The 17,384-nt window shown below is 69.0% G+C and carries 14 protein-coding genes and 1 pseudogene; 12 read left to right on the top strand and 3 right to left on the bottom strand.

The genetic code is table 11. The features are described from left to right. Nucleotides 1-24 precede the first annotated feature (24 nt). Nucleotides 25-846, bottom strand: coding sequence for an IclR family transcriptional regulator (locus Ssi02_RS12575; RefSeq protein ID WP_204025109.1), 822 nt, complete (start codon nt 844-846; stop codon nt 25-27). Nucleotides 847-973: 127 nt separating this feature from the next. Between Ssi02_RS12575 and Ssi02_RS12570 the strand changes: the two genes are divergently transcribed. From Ssi02_RS12570 to Ssi02_RS12560, 3 genes are all read left to right on the top strand, one after another. Beyond that, a complete protein-coding gene (locus Ssi02_RS12570) occupies nt 974-1,747 on the top strand; it encodes a bifunctional 4-hydroxy-2-oxoglutarate aldolase/2-dehydro-3-deoxy-phosphogluconate aldolase (protein ID WP_204025108.1) in 774 nt (257 codons plus the stop codon). Continuing rightward, nucleotides 1,740-2,687, top strand: a complete 948-nt coding sequence (locus tag Ssi02_RS12565) for a sugar kinase (RefSeq protein ID WP_204025106.1) — start codon at nt 1,740-1,742, stop codon at nt 2,685-2,687. The genes Ssi02_RS12570 and Ssi02_RS12565 overlap by 8 nt, the downstream gene beginning before the upstream one ends. A 237-nt stretch (nt 2,688-2,924) precedes the next feature. After that, nucleotides 2,925-5,354, top strand: a complete 2,430-nt coding sequence (locus tag Ssi02_RS12560) for a hypothetical protein (RefSeq protein WP_204025104.1) — start codon at nt 2,925-2,927, stop codon at nt 5,352-5,354. On the opposite strand, the pseudogene Ssi02_RS12555 reads toward Ssi02_RS12560, so the two are convergent. Beyond that, nucleotides 5,308-6,581, bottom strand: a pseudogene (locus Ssi02_RS12555) (RNA-guided endonuclease InsQ/TnpB family protein). The gene Ssi02_RS12560 and the pseudogene Ssi02_RS12555 overlap by 47 nt on opposite strands. A 149-nt stretch (nt 6,582-6,730) precedes the next feature. Here Ssi02_RS12555 and Ssi02_RS12550 point away from each other — a divergent pair. Then, the gene (locus tag Ssi02_RS12550) at nt 6,731-8,566 is read left to right on the top strand and encodes an FG-GAP repeat domain-containing protein (RefSeq protein ID WP_204025100.1); all 1,836 of its coding nucleotides are present in this window, start codon (nt 6,731-6,733) and stop codon (nt 8,564-8,566) included. A 111-nt stretch (nt 8,567-8,677) separates the two neighbouring features. Beyond that, nucleotides 8,678-9,082 (top strand): RidA family protein, encoded by a 405-nt coding sequence (locus tag Ssi02_RS12545; protein ID WP_204025098.1) that lies wholly within the window; start codon nt 8,678-8,680, stop codon nt 9,080-9,082. A gap of 151 nt (nt 9,083-9,233) precedes the next feature. Here Ssi02_RS12545 and Ssi02_RS12540 read toward each other — a convergent pair whose 3' ends face one another. Continuing rightward, nucleotides 9,234-10,673, bottom strand: a complete 1,440-nt coding sequence (locus tag Ssi02_RS12540) for a hypothetical protein (RefSeq protein WP_204025097.1) — start codon at nt 10,671-10,673, stop codon at nt 9,234-9,236. Between the two features lie 309 nt (nt 10,674-10,982). Between Ssi02_RS12540 and Ssi02_RS12535 the strand changes: the two genes are divergently transcribed. From Ssi02_RS12535 to Ssi02_RS12505, 7 genes are all read left to right on the top strand, one after another. Beyond that, nucleotides 10,983-12,557: a gamma-glutamyltransferase gene (locus Ssi02_RS12535; RefSeq protein ID WP_204025095.1), complete on the top strand. Its 1,575-nt coding sequence runs from the start codon at nt 10,983-10,985 to the stop codon at nt 12,555-12,557. After that, nucleotides 12,550-13,041 carry a Rid family hydrolase gene (locus tag Ssi02_RS12530; RefSeq protein ID WP_204025093.1) on the top strand — a complete coding sequence of 164 codons (492 nt, stop codon included), beginning with the start codon at nt 12,550-12,552 and terminating at the stop codon, nt 13,039-13,041. The genes Ssi02_RS12535 and Ssi02_RS12530 overlap by 8 nt, the downstream gene beginning before the upstream one ends. Continuing rightward, the gene (locus tag Ssi02_RS12525; protein ID WP_204025092.1) at nt 13,038-14,495 is read left to right on the top strand and encodes an aldehyde dehydrogenase family protein; all 1,458 of its coding nucleotides are present in this window, start codon (nt 13,038-13,040) and stop codon (nt 14,493-14,495) included. Before Ssi02_RS12530 ends, Ssi02_RS12525 begins: the two co-directional genes overlap by 4 nt. A gap of 120 nt (nt 14,496-14,615) precedes the next feature. After that, entirely contained in the window at nt 14,616-15,335 is a 720-nt protein-coding gene (locus Ssi02_RS12520) for an iron-containing redox enzyme family protein (protein WP_204025091.1), read from the top strand. A 97-nt stretch (nt 15,336-15,432) separates the two neighbouring features. Then, nucleotides 15,433-15,753, top strand: a complete 321-nt coding sequence (locus Ssi02_RS12515; protein ID WP_204025090.1) for a Rieske (2Fe-2S) protein — start codon at nt 15,433-15,435, stop codon at nt 15,751-15,753. Beyond that, nucleotides 15,753-16,973, top strand: coding sequence for an NAD(P)/FAD-dependent oxidoreductase (locus Ssi02_RS12510; protein ID WP_204025085.1), 1,221 nt, complete (start codon nt 15,753-15,755; stop codon nt 16,971-16,973). Before Ssi02_RS12515 ends, Ssi02_RS12510 begins: the two co-directional genes overlap by 1 nt. Before the next feature lie 9 nt (nt 16,974-16,982). Next, a complete protein-coding gene (locus tag Ssi02_RS12505) occupies nt 16,983-17,348 on the top strand; it encodes a Rieske (2Fe-2S) protein (protein ID WP_204025082.1) in 366 nt (121 codons plus the stop codon). Nucleotides 17,349-17,384 lie beyond the last annotated feature (36 nt).

Genomic DNA, 17,384 nt, shown 5'->3' with positions numbered 1-17,384 from the left:
AATTTATTTCCGATAGACCGAATCTTAAGGGCCGACTAGCTCCGATGGCAATGACTCCGCCCGGTATCCGAGCCGCCGCGAGATCACAGCCCCCAGGCGGACCACTCCGGCGGCGGCCACGGCGCGCTTGTCCCCCGCGAAGTCACGGGCGAAGCCGGTCACCCCGACGGCCCCCGCGACCCTGCCTCCGGCGTCGAAGAACGGGGCCGCCGCGCACGAGATCTCCGCCTGCTCCTCTTCCTCCTCGATGGCGTAGCCGTCGGCGCGCACCTCGGAAAGCAACGCCTTGAACGCCTCCGGCCCGGCCTCCCTGGCCCGCGGCCCCTGTCCTTGGCGGAGATGGGGCAGCAGGACCGCCAGCTCGTCCTCCGGCAGGTGCGCGGAGATGGCCCGGCCGAGAGCGGTCAGGTCGAACGGGGCGACCTTGCCCGGGTAGGTGTCGAACTGGATGAAGCCGGGAGTGGCGGCCTTCGCCACGTAGACCACCGACGCGCCGTCCAGGACGCCGATGTGCACGGGCATGCCGATCTCCTCGCCGAGCGCGCGCATCTCGGCGGTCGCAATCTGCGAAAGGTCCACCTTGCGGACCAGTTGACTGGCCAGGCTGTAGAGACGCAGAGTGGGACGCCAGAAATGGCTGCGCCCGACGATGCGCCGGGTGGCATATCCGCGGTGCTCCAGCGTGTAGACGATGCTCGCGCAGGTGGCCAGCGGGATGCGGGTGATCTTGGCCAGCGCCGTCAGGGTGAGGTCGTCTTCGGCCATCACCAGCCGCTCCAGGACGGTGAGCGTGCGGTCCACCCCTGTGGAGGCGGGACGCTCCGCCTGATTGCCGCCATCGGACATGACGGAGTCCTGCCTTTCGGTCGCCGTGTGCGGGATCCCCGTGGCGCGGCCCTCCAGGGCCCTCACTGCGAGGTCGGATATTCTCGGATTCCGAGAATAGTTTCATAATATCGAAACGTGGGCCTCTGTGAGAGCTGAACCAAAGAATCCGCAGCCGACCCTCTCCGGTGTCGTGGCCATCATCCGCCTGCGCGACCGGGAACCCGTGGACGCCATCGCATCCGCCCTGCTGGAGGGCGGTGTGACCCTTATGGAAGTCACGCTGCCCACCCCGGGCGCCCTCGCCGCCGTCACCCGCTGGAACACCCACCCGGGCGTCGTCGCCGGAGCCGGCACCGTGCGCACCGCCGCGGACGCCGAGGCCGCGATCGACGCCGGCGCCCGCTTCCTGGTGACCCCGACGACGGTCCCCGCCGTACTCGGCCTCGCCCGCGCCGCCGGCGTCCCCGTGGCGTGCGGCGCGCTCACCCCGACCGAGATCGACCTGGCCGCGGGGTACGGCGCAGCCGCGGTCAAGGTCTTCCCCGTGGCCGCCCTGGGCGGCCCGGGCTACATCCGCGCCGTCCGCGAACCGCTCGACGACGTGCCCCTGCTGCCCACCGGCGGCGTGCGCCTCGCGGACGTCCCCGCCTACGCCGGCGCGGGATGCGCCGGCGTGGGCGTGGGCGGGGCCCTCGTCTCCGCCGAGCTCGCCGCCGGTCGCCGATGGGCGGATCTCACCGAACGAGCACGCGCCTTCACCGCAGCCTGGCATGGGGAACGCGGACGGGACGACGCCCAGCACGAGGAACGGGAGCGGAACGAAGGCCGACACGGGGAACGCGGGCGGGACGAAGCCCGGCACGCAGAACGCGGACGGGACGATGCCTGGCACGGAGAGCGGAGGCGCGGCGATGTCTGAGGTCGTGACACTCGGCGAGGCCATGGCCTGCCTGCGCGCAGACGGGCCCATCAACCTCGGCGGCGGCGCACACATCAGCGTGGCGGGCGCGGAGGCCAACGTCGCCATCGGCCTCGCCCGCCTCGGACACGGCGTGTCCTTCGCCGGCGCCGTCGGCCCCGACCGGCTGGGGGACCTGGTGCGCCGCACGCTGCGCGCCGAAGGCGTCGCCGTCGGCGCGCTGCGAACCGACCCCGCCCCCACCGGCATCGTCGTCTTCGAGCAGCGCATGACGGGCGTGACGCGGGTGGACTACCACCGGCGCGCCTCGGCGGGCGGCACACTGTCGGCGGGCGACGTGGAGAGCGCCTTCGCGCTCCACCCGTCTCCGCCACGTGTCCTGCACGTCACCGGGGTGACCCCGGCGCTCGGCCCCGGCCCGGCGCAAGCCGTACAGGCCGCCGTGCGCCTGGCCCGGAGCGCCGGCGCGCGTGTCTGCCTCGACGTGAACCACCGCGCCAGGCTCTGGTCCGAGAGCACGGCCCGCCGTACGCTGACCGCTCTCGCCGTCCAGGCGGACATCGTCGTCGCCTCGGAGGAGGAACTTCCCCTCACCGGCGCGGGTGGCGGCGAGGCCGAGCTGGTGGCGGGGCTGCTCGCCGCAGGGGTGAGCGAGGTCGTGGTCAAGCGCGGGGCGGCGGGCGCGAGCGTGGTCACCACGCGGGAGACGCTGCACCTGCCCGCCAGGCCCGTGACCGCGGTCGACCCGATTGGCGCGGGGGACGCCTTCGTCGCCGGCTATCTCTCCGGGGTGCTTGACGGGCTGCCCGCCGCCGCGCGGCTCGCGCGGGGCGTCACCACGGGGGCGTTCGCGGTGGCCTGCCACGGCGACTGGGAGGGGCTGCCCACCCGCTCCGAACTGGACATGCTCGATCTGCCCGACGGTTCGGCGGTGCGCTGACGCCGCGCCGGCGGGGCGCGGCGCCGCCGGCGCGGGGCGTCACTTTCCGTGGCGCCACCTCTTGCCTTTCCCGCATGACGATGCCAAAGTTCCCAATATCGCGATATTTCGGATACATCTTCGAAATATCGAAGCCTTCTTCCTCTCCCCCGTCGTCACGTCCGGCACCGCGCACCGCCGTGCCGTTCGAGGAGGCTGTCCCGAGTGAATCAACCTTCCAGGCGCCGAATGCTCTTCATGACCGGCGGAGCCGCCGCCGGAGGAGCCCTGGCCACCGCCGTCAACTTCACCGCGCCGGCGAGCGCGCAGGCCGACACGTTCGTGCCGACGCCGCTCGCCGCGACCGACCCGGAACCCAATGTAGAACGCTCCAAAAACTGGTGGCTCCCCCAGCGCAATGTGTGGACGCCGATCGGGTGGAAGGGGCACCTGTTCCGCTTCAACGTCGTCTACAACGGCGCCCTCATCTGCGATCCGGCCTGGGTAATGGCCGCCAAGCCCAACACCGAGCCCTACCGGGGCAAGAACTTCCAGACGACGGTCGTGATGCCGCAGCGGGGCGGCGGCTTCCGCGACTTCCCCGATTCGGTCCGGGAGGTGTGGGACGACGACCTCGGCTACTGGCAGCAGGGCTGGCAGGAGGACAGCGACGTGCCCGTCCTGTGGACCGAGCACCGGCGCCACGAGGGACTCGTCATCAAGCAGTCGGTGTTCGCCCATGTGCCCGGCGGGGGCCCGGTCGAGACGGCGGTCGAGCCGATCTACTCCTGGACCCGCTTCGAGGTCGTCTACGCCGACCCGCTCATCGCGCCCAAGGACTTCGTCTTCCAGCTCTGGCTCAGCGGCTCCTACATGAAACCCGCCGGCCCCTACCAGCAGGAAAACGGGGTGCCGCTCACCATATTTCCCGACACGGCGCCCATCGCGGGCGGGCTGACGATGCAACGTGTCTGGAACCCGAGCGGGAAGCCCCTCACGGTGCCGATCACCGACTCCGAGGGCAAGGCCAAGGTCATCGTGATCACAGCCGACAAGGGCTCGATCGCCATGACGGAGAACCCCAAACGGAAAGGGGTCTACGACCTGCGGCTCGGCCTGCCGGTGACCGTGGGAGCCCACGTCGACGTGCTGATCCCGATGCTGCCGCAGTCCGTCGACGACGCCAAGGCCGAGGCCGCGCTGGGCCGCGACGGCGCACTCGCCCAGTGCAAGGGGCACTGGCAGGAGCAGGGCACCACCCTCGCCACCGTCGAAACCCCCGAGAACTATGTCAACCAGGTCGTACGACGAGGCCCGCAACTCGCCCAGATCGTCGCCGAGAAGAGCCCCGACACCGGACTGTTCACCTTCCTGTCCGGCTCCTACGCCTACGACGTGCTGTGGAGCACGCCCACCTCCATGGTCAGCCACATGTTCATGGACCGGCTCGGCTACCACGACGTCGTCGAAAAGCACATCGAGATCTACAAGGCCACCCAGGGAACCCGCGTCCCGCCCGGAGCCGTCTTCGCCGGCGGCTCCTACCCGGGATATCTGTCCACCCCGAAAACGCTCCAGGCCATCGACTGGATGAGCGACCACGGCGCCATCCTGGAGATCCTGTCCGTGCACGCCCTGCTGACCGACCGCCGCGAGTTCATCGACAAATGGCTCGACGTCATCGTGAAGGCCTGCGACTTCGTCGTCCAGGCCTGCGCGCTCACCAACCACAGCGGCGTCAAAGGGCTGATGCCGCCCGGCCACTCCACCGACGAGGGCGTCGAAACCCAGGGCTTCATCAGCCAGTGCTTCACCTACAAGGGCTTCGCCTCGGCGGTCGAACTGCTGCAACGCCTCAAACACCCCCGCGCGGCGGAGTTCGCGACGTTCGCCGAGACCTTCCGTACAACGTTCGCGCAAGCCGTACGCGACCTGGCCGACAGATCGAAGAAGTGGAAGGACGCCGAAGGCAAGGAGTGGCCGGTCTTCCGGCCGCAGTTCGCCGGTGAGGGAGTCTGGGACGCCTTCACCATGCTGGACACCGGCGCGCTGATGTCGGTGTGGGCCGGTCTCCTCCCGGCCTCCGACCCGATGATGAAGTCGTTCGTGGAGTTCTTCCGGGTGGGCCCCAACCACCGGATCTACGACCCCGTGCACCACAACGCGCTCTACCCCGCCGTCCTCGACCACGAGCAGTCCTCCGCCGAGCCCTGCTACAGCTGGAACATGTTCCACAACTGGCAGCTGGGGGACCGGGCGCATTTCATCGAGGGGCTGTACGGCCTGCTCACCGGCGGGCTGTCCCAGGACACCTACATTTCAAGCGAGCACCGCAACGCGATCTACGGCAACCTCTTCTCCTATCCCATCATCGTCTGGTCGCTCCTTCACGCGGTCGTCGACGACAGCCTCACCCCCGACCAGCTCTACCTCCTGCGGCTCTGCCCCCTGGAGTGGCTGTCGGCCGACAAGCAAACCCGCTTCGAGAAGATCCCCACCAAGTTCGGCCCGGTGACGCTGCGCATGTCGCTGGACCGCCGCCGCGACACCCTCAAAGTGGAGTTCAGCGGCGACTGGCACCACAAGCCCAAGCAGACGGTGGTCGAGAGCCCGCCGCTGCCCGGGCTCAAATGGATCATCGTCAACGGAAACAGGTACCGCGCCGGCCGAAGGATCGTGCTTCGTTGACATCCTCCCCTCCCTCGTGGAACGGGATTCCCATGGTCGCCCGTGAGAGTTCCTGCTTCGCCGCCGGCTGCCCGCCCGAGAGGACTCCCGTTGAGGTCTTACACCAGCTCCACAGGCGTTTCAGCTCTCCGCCAGCCCGGCGGCGAGTACGTTCCTAGCAGCGTTGACATCCCGGTCGTGGACCGCGCCGCAGGCGCACTTCCACGTGCGGACGTTCAGCGGCAACCTGTCTTGCAGCGCTCCGCAGGCCGAGCACAGCCTGCTGGACGGGAACCAGCGGTCCACCACAGCAAGCCGCCTGCCGTACCAGGCGGCCTTGTACTCCAGCATCATCCGCAGATCCCGCCACCCGGCGTCCGAAATGGCGCGGGCCAGGGAGCGGTTGCGGACCATGTTGCAGACGGCCAGGTCCTCCACGGCGATCACTTGATTCTCGTGAACAAGCGGTGTGGAGACCTTGTGCAACAGATCGCGGCGCCGGTCGGCGATCCGGGCATACACCCTGGCTACCTTCACCCGGGCCTTGGCCCGGTTCGCGGAACCTCCGGCCTTGCGGGCAAGCGCCCGCTGAGCCTTGGCCAGCCTGCGCCGGTCGGCCCGTTCATGCCGGGGGTTGACGATCTTCTCACCCGTGGAGAGCGTGACCAGCGCCGCGATGCCCGCGTCCACCCCCACCCGGGCGTCGACGGAGGGCAGCGGCACGATCCTCTCCTCCACCAGGATCGACACGAACCAGCGCCCGGCCGCGTCCCTCGACACCGTGACCGTGGACGGCTCCGCGCCCTCCGGCAGTGGGCGCGACCACACGATGTCCAGCGGCGCGTCCATCTTCGCCAGGGTCAGCCTGCCGTCGCGCCAGCGGAACGCCGAGTGGGTGTACTCCGCCGACGCACGAGACTTCTTCCGCGACTTGAACACTGGGTACTTGGCGCGTTTGGCGAAGAAGTTCACGAACGCCGCTTGCAGGTGGCGCAGCGCCTGCTGGAGCGGGACCGAGGACACCTCGAACAGGAAGTCGTACTCCCCGCCGCGCTTCCACGCGGTCAGGAGGGCCGACGACTCCGCATAGGAGATGCGGCGTCCTTCGAGGGTGTAGGCGCGGGTGCGCTCCTCCAGGGCCTCGTTGTAGACGAGGCGGACGCAGCCGAACGTCCGGGCGAGCTCTCCAGCCTGCCCGGGGGTCGGATAGAAGCGATATTTGTAGGCTCGCTTCACGGTCTGCGCCACGCCTCGCACTCTATCGCGCGATCATGCAGGGATCGCTCGTTTGTTCGATACGGCGATTCGCCCGCCGACGAGTCGCCTGCCTCTTCCCTGCTCCGCAGGAGTCCGATTCCTCCCCCGCCCGAAGGCGGGGGTTTCCTCGGAGGTATCAGATGACACCCCCCCTCCGCATCGTCACGGCGGCCGCCGTGGCTCTCGCCGTACTCGCCACCGCGCTCCCGGCCGCGCACGCGGCGGCCGGCCCGCCCGGGGACCACCACCGCGTCACCAGGCCAGGCAAGCCCGTCAAGCTCAAGGGCAAGAAGAAGACGTGGGACGTGAGCGCCATCAGGTCCAAGGAGCGTCCCGCCGCTCCGGCCGCCGCCGCTCGCAGCGCCGCGCTTCCGCCCGACGTCAACGGCGATGGGCGCGCCGACCTGGTCGCCCAGCTCTCCGGCGCCGACGCGGGATCGCTGCGCGTCCACGCCAACAACGGCGCGACCACCTCCAACCCGTGGGAGGCGGCCTTCACCGCCACCTCCTCCCAGTGGGGATTCGCCGACCTCGTGCTCCTCGCCGACGTCACCGGCGACGGCCGCGCCGACGTCATCGCACGTGACCCGGCGGTGTCCAGCGGCACCCTGTGGCTCTATCCGCACGACGGCTCGAACGCGGCCAACCCCTGGCCCAGCCGCATCGCCGCCGGAACCGGCTGGAACTCCCTCGACAAGGTCGCGGTGGCCGACGTCACCGGCGACGGCAAGCCCGACCTGGTCGCGCGCAACCCCTCGGTGGGCGGCGGCACCCTCTACGTCTATCCCGGCAACGGCGCCACGGCCGCCAACCCCTGGACACGCTCGCCGATCTGGTCGGGCAGCGGATGGAACCTCGCCCAGACCCTCTCGGTGGGCGACGTCACCGGCGACAACCGCCCCGAGATCGTGGCGCGCAACGGCGAAGGGGCCGTCCTCGTCTACCCCCACAACGGAGCGACCTCGACCAACTTCTGGACCTCGATCGTCTTCGGCAGCACCGGCGGCTGGAACACCTCCGACCGGCTGAGCATGGCCGACGTCACCGGCGACGGCCGCCCCGACCTCATCGCCCGCGACACCTCCGGCTCCCTGTGGGTCCACCCCTGGCAGAGCGGTACGGCGGGAGCCATGTGGTCGCCGACGGCACGCTTCGCGGCGGGCACCGGCTTCAACTACGCGTTCGACGTCATGACCGGCGACGTCAACGGCGACGGCAAGCTCGAACTCGTCACCCAGGTCGCCCGTAACAGCGAACTGTGGCTCTTCCCCCACGACGGCTCGGCCACCGGCAACCCCTGGCCCGCCAGGACCGCCGCCGGCACCGACTGGGGCTCCGCCTCCCAGGTCTACCTCGGCGACGTCAACGGCGACCGCCGCCAGGACCTGATCGCGCTCGACAGGCGCATCGACGGCGGCACCCTGTGGATCTACATCAACAACGGCTCCACCACCGGCTCGCCCTGGAGCACACGTTACTTCGGCGGCAACGGCTGGAACATCTTCAACTCCCTGCTGCTGGGCGACGTCACCGGCGACGGACGCGCCGACGTCGTCGGACGCTCCCCGAACGGCGACATGTTCGCCTACCCGGGCAACGGATCCGCCACCGCCTTCCCCTGGGACACGCGCGCCTGGGTCGGCAGCAACTGGCAGACCGCCACCCGGCTCGCGCTCGGCGACATCGACCGCGACGGCATCGCCGACCTTGTCGACCTGGAGAACGACGGATCGCTCTGGGTCTTCCCGACCGGCGCCTCCACCGACCCGATCAGGATCCCCGGCACCTGGACCGGCACCCGCACACTCAACCTCGGACACGTGACCGGCGGCACCGGACCCGACCTCGTCGTCGGCGACGCCTCCGGCAACGTGTCCATCTACCCCAACACCGGCGCGACCTCCGGGAACCCGTGGAGCTCCACCCCACGCCCCGGCGGCAGCGGCTACCAGGACGCCGCCTCCCTCGTGCTCTGACACCGGCCTCTCACCGGATGTTCGAAACGGCGAAACGCCTGCCCCTGTCCTGCTCCACAGGGGTCCGATTCCTCCCCCGCCTGAAGGTGGGGGTCTCCTCGGAGGTATCTGATGAGCGACCATAAAAAGCGGGGCGTGCACACCGATCAGGCCCCGCCCCCGCGGGGGGCCTATTCGCAGGCGGTCGTCGCAGGAGACCTCGTCTACACCGCCGGCTTCGGCCCGGTCGACCCGGTCACCCGCACCGTCGTCGGCGGCGACGTCGCCGAACAGACCCGCCAGACACTGCGCAACGTCGCCGCCGCACTCCACGCCGCGGGCACCGGCCTCCAGGACGTCGTCAAGGTGACCGCGCACCTCGCCGACGTCGACAACGACTGGGACGGCTTCGACACCGCCTACCGCGAGTTCTTCGACGAACCCCGGCCGGCCCGCACCACCGCCGGCTCCAACCTCGGCGGCATCCTCGTCGAGATCGACGTCGTCGCCGTCAAGGGCAGCGGCTCCGGCGCCTGACCCGCCGTCAACCGAGATCGGTCCCACGTTCCCCGCCCACGGCCACGGCCGGGGAACGTGAGACCGGCCGGTGAGACCCGCCCCGGCCTCGCCGTACCTCGCCCAGGGCACGGGCGGGGAAGGCCGAGGCCGGGGCCGGGCCTGCCATGGCTCAAAAGATGATGGTGCCGACAATCGTCGAGACGATCAGCCCGATCACGACGGGGATGAAGGACAATCGGGCGAGGTCAAGCACGGAGACGCGGGCGATGGCCGCCACGGCGAGCAGCGACGACCAGGCGATCAGCGTCCCGCCACCGACCCACACCGAGCCCATCTGCCCTACCGCGGCCAGCAGAGCGGGGTCGGTGTCGACCGCGAGTCCCAGCGACCCCGCCACCGAACCGGTCAGCGGCAGACCCACGAACCCCGCCCCGTCGATGCCCGCCAGCATGCCGATGATCAGCAGCGTGAACGCGGCGAAGAACGGTGTCTGCGGAATGATGTCCTGGCTGCGCTCGGCGAGGTCGAAGAGGAAACGAGGTGCCTGGCTCCCCTCTTCGAGACCGAAGATGCGCCCCGCCAGCTCCGGATTGCCGATGAAGAAGAAGCCGGCGATGGGGACGACGGCGCCCATGGCCTTTACCGAGAACAGGAGTCCGTCGACGAAATGCTTCGCGGAGGATTCGAGACCGCCGAGTCTGTCCGCCCCGACCGAGGCCGCTATCAACAGGAGCAACGCCAGGCCGCCGATCAAGGCGGACGCGCTGCCACCGATGGCCTCGGGCACCAGATCGGTGAACTTTCCGAGGAGCATATATCCCATCAACAGCGCGAACGCCACCGGGACGACGACCGCGAACACCTTCGAGGTGGTGGTCCGCTGAGGCGCGGTTTGTATCGTTCCATTTGATTCTTCGTCCTCGGAAATCGTCTGCGCGCGCTTCTCCCACTGGGTGAAGTTCTCCGCACTGGGCGCGGTGAAGGTCTTGCGCAGGAGGAAGTAGCCGATCACCAGTGCGAGCACTCCGGTGACGAGGGACAGCACCAGTGCGCGGTCGGCCACGGCGGTGGTGCTCACCCCCGCCGCCTTGGCCGAAAGACCGGGAGCCACCTGGATGACATAGTCACTGGACAGGGCCATGCCTTGACCCGCGATCGACATGCCGAACGCGGCGGCCATCGGGGACAGGCCGGCACGGATCGCGACGGGCAGCAGGACCCCGCCGACGAGCGCGGCGGCGGGAGTAGGCCAGAAGAAGAGTCCGATCACGTACGTCGCGAGCGCGATCACCCAGAAGGCGCTGCCGCCGTTGCGCATGACCGGATGGAGCGGCTCCACCATGCGCCGGTCGGCTCCCATGGATTGCAAGGCGCCCAGCAGACCGGTCATCAGCGCGATGATGAGGAAAATATTGAAAAGCTCGCTGGCCGCGGCGAGGCTGGCGTTGAACATCGACTGCATACCGGCGATCGGACTTCCGGTGTACACCCAGGTGGTCACCAGCGTGGCGGCTATTGCTGGTATGACGACATTCTTCCGCGCGATCATCACGGCGATGATGAGTATGATTCCGGCTAAGTAGACCCAATGGGCAGCGCCTAGAGCCATGGCACCTTCCTTTTTTGCACGGCACATGTGCCGGCCGTAGTCGGATGCACAGACTTTTGTCCGCTCCACCACAGGACCACAACGGGCAAGATGCACAATCTGCCTGGAGCGCCTTGTGCACTCTACCGAAAGCGTCCGGCGCCGCCCGCATAAAACATTTCCACTCCGCTCCGGGCGTGTGCAGGCTGCCCATATACAGCCGCCGCTTCTCTAGCACTTCGCCCATATAAAGGCGATGGCGGCGCACGCAGAATGGTCGCCGTGTGTATATCGCGCAATGATTGGCAGCGTCCTCCCACAGGGCCCACCATGGGCGGCGCGATGGTGGCCTCCAGCCATCCCGGCGTAAGTCTCGCCGGTGCCCGGGTTCTGGACAGCGGCGGCAACGCGGTGGACGCCGCGCTCGCCATGGCGGCGATGTCGTGGGTGGCGCTGCCCGGCCAGTGCGGGGTGGGCGGCGACGCGTTCGCCTTGCTGCGGAGGCCGGACGGGACGGTCGTCTCCTTCGGCGGCAGCGGCTTCGGGCCCGACGGGGGTTGGCCCGGCTTCTATCGAGATCGTGGACTGGCCGCCATTCCTCTTGAGGGAGCACTGGCGGTCGCCGTGCCCGGCGCCGTGGCCGCCCTGGCGGAACTGCACAAGGCCGCGGCGACCCGTGACCTGGAGGAGTTGTGGGCACCCGCGATCGCAGCCGCCGCGCGTGGCCTGCCCTGCACCGTCAAGACCCACCTCGACATCGTCGAACACGAGACGGCGCTGGCGAAGGACGCCGGCGCGGCCGCCGTCTTCCTGCCGCGGGGACGCCCCCTACGCGCCGGCGAACCCCTCGTGCAGGCGGAACTCGCCGCGACTCTGCGCCGCCTCGCCGGGGCGCCGGGCGCCTTCTACACCGGCGCACTCGCCGAGCGTGCCGTCGCCGCCTTGACGGCGGGCGGAGCCCCGTTCTCGGGCGAGGAGTGGGCCGCCGGCGGGTCCGCCCTGATCGGCCCATCGGTCACGGTCCGCTATCAGGGGCTGACAGTGCATCAGACACCGCTGCCGACACCGGGGTGGATGGTGCTGCAACAGGCCGGTCTGTGCGACGGTGAGCTGTCGAGGCTGCCGTGGCTTTCCGCCGAGGCGGTCCACTGGGCGGCCGGTGCTGCGCGCATCGCTTTCGCGGATCGGCTGGCCGCATGCGCCTCAGGCAACGACCGCTGGCAGGAGTTGCTGACACCGGCCTCGCTCGCCTCACGGCGCCGTCGCATCGACCGGGGCGAGGTCACCGGGCTCGCCCCCTCACCGGTGCCCTTCGACGGCGACACCACCTCGGTGGTGGCGGTGGACGCCACCGGTCAGGCCGTCACCTTGATTCACTCGCTGGCCTTCACCTTCGGTGCCCGCGCCTCGGTGCCGGAGACCGGTGTCCTGCTCAACAACCGGCTTGGCCGCGGCGCCTACCTTCGCGACGGCCACCCCAATGAGGTGGCTCCGCGGCGGCGCCCGCTGCACACCCTGAACGCCTGGATCGTCACCGACGAGGCGGGCCGGTTGCGTCACGTGGGGAACACGCCCGGCGGCGACGGGCAAGTCCAATGGAACATGCAGCTGCTCTCACATTTGATCGATCACGGCGCCAACCCGGCCGAAGCCGTGGGCGCCCCGAGGTTCACCGTCTTCCCCGGCAGCGACGCCGACGTCCTGGCCCGTGCCCCCGAACTCCGATGCGAGAGCCGGTTGGGCGGCGCGGCCCTGGAACGGCTCCGAGAGCTCGGGCACGACGTGGTGACCCAAGGTGCCTGGGCGGCGGGCGGCAGCGCGCTGGTCATCTCGGCCGGCGAGGAGCCTGGCGTGCTGCTCGGTGCGGCGGACCCCAGACAGGACGGAGTGGCGCTCGGTGTTTGAGACGAATACAGATCCGGCACTCCCCCGAGTGCCTCAACCGCAGGGTGACTACGTACCCGCGTCATGTCAGCCGCGCGTCCCCTGCTCCGCTCTCGTCTTCACCGCCGGTATGACGCCCCGGCGAGACGGCGTACTCACGGTGACGGGCCTGGTGGGCGCGGAGGTGAGTGTCGCCGCAGCGGCGCAGGCCGCCGGCCTGGCGGCAAGAAACGCGTTGTCGGCGGCGGCCGGCGCGGCAGGAGGGGTGAAGCACCTTCGTGCGCTCCTGCGGCTGAGCGTCTTCATCGCCTGCGCCGAGGGATTCACCGACCTGTCGAAGGTCGCCGACGGTGCGTCGGCCGCGCTGGCGGCCGCGCTTCCCGAGCTGGGCGCCCCGGCGCGCACCGCGATCGGCGTTCGCGCTCTGCCCGGCGGGGCGCCGGTGGAAGTGGAGCTGACCGCGGCCTACGGCCGGCACGCAAGTGACAAGGAGAACCCGGTATGACGCGGCGTCGTGGACTCAATTTCATCGGAGGGCGGTGGGTCCCCGCCCAGTCGGGAGAGACCTTCACCCGGCGCAACCCGGCCGACGACGACGATGTGATCGGGGACTTCCCGCTGTCGTCCGCCGCCGATGTCCACGCGGCGGTGAGGGCGGTCGGCGAGGGCGCGTCCGAGTGGTCGAGCACTTCCGCCGAGAATCGGGCCCGAGTTCTCGAGAAGGCCGCCGATCTCCTCGAAGAGCGTGCCGCGGAACTGACCGAGGAACTGGTGCGGGAAGAGGGAAAAACGCTGCCCGAGGCGTCCGTCGAGGTCAGGCGCACTCCGATGAACCTGCGGTTCTACGCCGCCGAGGGGCTGCGGATCTCCGGGCGGAGCTATCCCGCCGAGGGCGGCGGGCTGGTCTACACGTGGCCAGAACCTGTGGGTGTGGTGGGGGCCGTGACCCCATGGAATTTTCCGATCAACATCCCCTCCCGCAAGCTCGGGCCCGCGCTCGCCGCCGGCAACGGCGTCGTGTTCAAACCCTCGCCCGTCACGCCTCTCCTGGCGCAGCGGCTGGTGGAGGCGCTTGTGGCCGCGGGAGTTCCGCCGCGTGCGCTGGCCCTGGTCCAGGGCGGAGGCGACGCGGGAGCGGCGGTCGCGGCGGATCCGCGTGTCGCCGCGGTGACCTTCACCGGCTCCACACCGGCCGGCCAGGCCGTGCACGCCGCTGTCGGGCCGTCGCGCCGAGTTCAACTTGAAATGGGCGGCAAGAATCCGGTGGTGGTCCTTCCCGACGCGGATCTGGAGCAGGCCGCGAGGATTATCGTCAAAGGCGCTTTCGGTTTGAGCGGGCAGGCGTGCACGGGCACGAGCAGGGTGATAGCGGTCAATGCCGTTTACGAGCCGCTTCTTGAGCGTGTCACCGTGCTCACCGAAGCCCTCACGGTGGGGAACGGGCTCGGACAAGGCGTCGATATGGGCCCCCTCGCCGCCGACTTCCAAATGCGGAAGTTCCTCGATTATGTACACATCGGTCGTGAAGAGGGGGCGCGACTGGTGACCGGGGGTGAACGTCTCGGCGACCCGGAACTGAAGTCCGGTCTCTTCGTCCGCCCCACGATATTCGCCGGTCTCACTCCCGGGATGCGCCTGGGCAGGGAAGAGGTCTTCGGCCCGCTTCTCGGCTTTCAGCGCGCCGCGGACTTCGACGAGGCGCTCGACATGGCCAACAGCACCGACTACGGCCTGTCCTCCGCGATCGTCACACGCGATCTGGGACGTGCCCTGGCCTTCGCCCGCCGCAGCCAGTCCGGGCTGGTGAAAATCAATCAGCCCACCACTGGCATGGCCGTGAACGTGCCCTTCGGCGGACTTAAGGAATCCAGCACGCAAACGTTTAAAGAGCAGGCGGGGGACTCCATGATGCTCTTTTACACACAAGAGAAGAGCGTCTACGTCTCTCCGCCGGACTGATTCACAATTCCGTGTGGAGTGCACACGGGACCGGTGAATCCTTGTGCCGGATGACCGTACGAAACGATCCCCGAAATTCGTAGTCTTCAAGCACTACGTGCGTTAGGGAAGGAGCCGATGATGTCGGAGCCGGAGCTCTTGTCGAGGCAGGATTTCCGTCAGGCGCTGCAAGACGCCATCAAGGGCCGTCAGGCCAAGGACGCCTCTTTCAGCAAGGCGTGGGCGGAGGGCAGGCTCAAGCGTGAGCACTTCGCCCGGTGGGCGGAGAACCACTACCACTACGTCGGGCCGTTCGCCGACTACCTGTCCTACGTCTACGCCAACACGCCGGATCAGTACACCGGCGCCAAGGACTTCACCCTGCAGAACATGTATGAGGAGGAACTCGCCGACATCAGGCACACCGATCTTCTCATCCGGTTCGCCGAGGCCTGCGGAACCACCCGTGAGCGGGTCGAGGACCCGTCGAACATGAACCCGATCACGCGCGGTCTGCAGTCCTGGTGCTACGCCGTCGCGATGCGCGAACACTTCGTGGTGGCCACGGCCGCGCTCGTGGTGGGGCTCGAATCGCAGGTTCCGGCCATCTACCGCAAGCAGATCGTGCCGCTGCGCGAGGTCTACGGCTTCACCGAGGACGAGATCGAGTTCTTCGACCTGCACATCACCTCCGACGAGGTGCACGGGGAGCGTGGCTACCAGATCGTGCTGGACCACGCCACGACGCCCGAGCTACAGCAGCGCAGCCTGCAGATGTGCCGCTACGGCGCTGAAATGCGCTACTCGTACACCGAGGGGCTCTACAACCACTATGTCAAGTCGGACCTCGTCGGCGCATAGCGCACTCACCGGTGCCGGGCCGCGGGCCCGGCGCCGGTGAACCGGACACCATCCGCATGAGACACCGCGAGACCGAGGTAAGACGTTGGGAAGCTGGGTGGAAGTCGCATCCCTTGAGGAGCTGGCGCGGCGCAAACGCAAGCTCGTCGTGGTCGGTACACAGCAGATCGGCCTGTTCCTGATCGGCGGCACGGTATACGCCGTGAGCGATGTCTGCGTGCACAAGCAGCGCTCGCTGACCAAGGGCACGGTGCTGAACGGTCAGATCATCTGTCCCGGCCACCAATGGGCCTTCGATCCTCAAACCGGCCGCGCGGCGGACCGTGAGGAGTGTCAGCCCACCTACGACGTGCGAATCGAACAGGGTGCGGTTTTCGTGAACCCCAGCCCTCGCGCGCTTACCTCCGAGGAGCGGTGATGACCGAATCGGTGATCATAGTCGGTGCGGGCCAGACCGCCGCGGTCGCGGCACGCACGCTGAGACGGCGCGGTCTCGGCGGCCGGATCACGGTGGTCGGCGAAGAAGCCGTGCGCCCCTACCAACGTCCTCCGCTGTCCAAGGATTACCTCTCAGGGCGGGAGGGCGAGGACGGCCTGTGGCTGCTCACCGAGGATTGGTGTGACCGCAACGAGGTCGGCCTGCGCCTGGGCGCGCACGTGCGCAAAGTGCATCGGGGGTCACGGTCGGTGGAGCTGGCCGACGGGACCCTCCTGGAGGCCGACGCGCTGCTGGTGGCCACCGGCACCCGGCCCCGCAGACTGCCCGGCGTCGAGGGTGAGCGTGTGCGCTATCTCCGCACACTTGCCGACGCCAACCGGCTGGGCGCCGATCTCCGGCCAGGTGCTCACGTGCTCGTGATAGGCGCCGGATTCATCGGCGCCGAGGTGGCGTCCACCGCCCGCGAACTGGGTGCGTCCGTCACAGTGCTTGAGCGCGCCGATCATCCGCTGGGGCATGTCCTCGGCCGCCGTATGGGCGAGGTGTGCGCCGCCCTGCAACGCGAACACGGCGTCGATCTCCGCACCGGCGAGACGGTCGAGAAGTACATGGAGACGGCGGACGCCGCGGTCGTCACGACCACGGCCGGCCGCGCGATAGAAGCCGACGTGGTCGTGATCGCTGTGGGTGTGGTGCCCAACGTGGAGCCCCTCATCGGCTCGGGAGTGGAGCTGAACAACGGCGTCGTCGTCGACGAACACTGCCGGACAGGCGTGGCGGGCGTCTTCGCGGCGGGAGACGTGGCCCGCCACTACCACCCGCTCTTCGAGCGGCACCTGCGCGTGGAGCATTTCGACAACGCGAACGGTCAGGGCATGGCCGCCGCCAAAAACATCCTTGGTGAGCGCATCGCCTACACGGCTCCGCACTGGTTCTGGTCCGACCAGTTCGGCCGCAACCTCCAGCACGTCGGACACGGGCACGGATGCGATGAGATCGTCGTCCGCGGGCAGGCCGACAGCTTCGACTTCACCGCCTTCTATCTGCACAACGGCGTCCTGCGAGCCGCGTTCGCGGTCGACAGGGGCGGCGACATCGCCGTGGCCAGACAGATGATCTCCGCCCGTGCCATGCCCGACCCCGCAGGACTCCGCGACGAGAACGTCGACCTCGCCGACCTGTCGGCAGCCACTCACTAGGAGACTCTGATGGATTACCAGCGTGTCGCTCGATCGGGTCAGGTGCCCGAGGGCGTCGTACGCCGATTCTTCGTCGACGAGATCGAGCTCGCGGTGGCCCGCTGGGAGGGCCACGTCCACATCATGTCGAACTACTGCACCCACCTCGACTGCCTGCTGTCCTCGGGCCTGGCGACCGCGGACGGCCTCCTGTGCTCATGTCACGGCAGCGTGTTCGACTACGACTCCGGTGAGCCGATCACTCCCCCGGCGACCAAACCCATTCGGGTCTATCCGTCGAAGGAGGAGAACGGCGAGATCTTCGTACAGCTGCCGGAGGACGCCGCCTCCTCCCACATCCCCCGTCGCGGGCGTGCCCCGGAGGTGACCGGCTGAAGGCTCCGCGGCCGGACCACTGGAGACGGGCGGCAC

Source organism: Sinosporangium siamense, from assembly GCF_016863435.1.
Taxonomy (GTDB): Bacteria; Actinomycetota; Actinomycetes; order Streptosporangiales; family Streptosporangiaceae; genus Sinosporangium; species Sinosporangium siamense.
This window is presented reverse-complemented; position numbering and strand designations above follow the sequence as displayed.

Coding starts and splice junctions, on each gene's coding strand:
- Ssi02_RS12575 (WP_204025109.1), bottom strand. CDS start 846: ATGTCCGATGGCGGCAATCAGGCGGAGCGTCCCGCCTCCACAGGGGTG.
- Ssi02_RS12565 (WP_204025106.1), top strand. CDS start 1,740: ATGTCTGAGGTCGTGACACTCGGCGAGGCCATGGCCTGCCTGCGCGCA.
- Ssi02_RS12560 (WP_204025104.1), top strand. CDS start 2,925: ATGACCGGCGGAGCCGCCGCCGGAGGAGCCCTGGCCACCGCCGTCAAC.
- Ssi02_RS12550 (WP_204025100.1), top strand. CDS start 6,731: ATGACACCCCCCCTCCGCATCGTCACGGCGGCCGCCGTGGCTCTCGCC.
- Ssi02_RS12545 (WP_204025098.1), top strand. CDS start 8,678: ATGAGCGACCATAAAAAGCGGGGCGTGCACACCGATCAGGCCCCGCCC.
- Ssi02_RS12540 (WP_204025097.1), bottom strand. CDS start 10,673: ATGGCTCTAGGCGCTGCCCATTGGGTCTACTTAGCCGGAATCATACTC.
- Ssi02_RS12535 (WP_204025095.1), top strand. CDS start 10,983: ATGGGCGGCGCGATGGTGGCCTCCAGCCATCCCGGCGTAAGTCTCGCC.
- Ssi02_RS12525 (WP_204025092.1), top strand. CDS start 13,038: ATGACGCGGCGTCGTGGACTCAATTTCATCGGAGGGCGGTGGGTCCCC.
- Ssi02_RS12520 (WP_204025091.1), top strand. CDS start 14,616: ATGTCGGAGCCGGAGCTCTTGTCGAGGCAGGATTTCCGTCAGGCGCTG.
- Ssi02_RS12510 (WP_204025085.1), top strand. CDS start 15,753: ATGACCGAATCGGTGATCATAGTCGGTGCGGGCCAGACCGCCGCGGTC.
- Ssi02_RS12505 (WP_204025082.1), top strand. CDS start 16,983: ATGGATTACCAGCGTGTCGCTCGATCGGGTCAGGTGCCCGAGGGCGTC.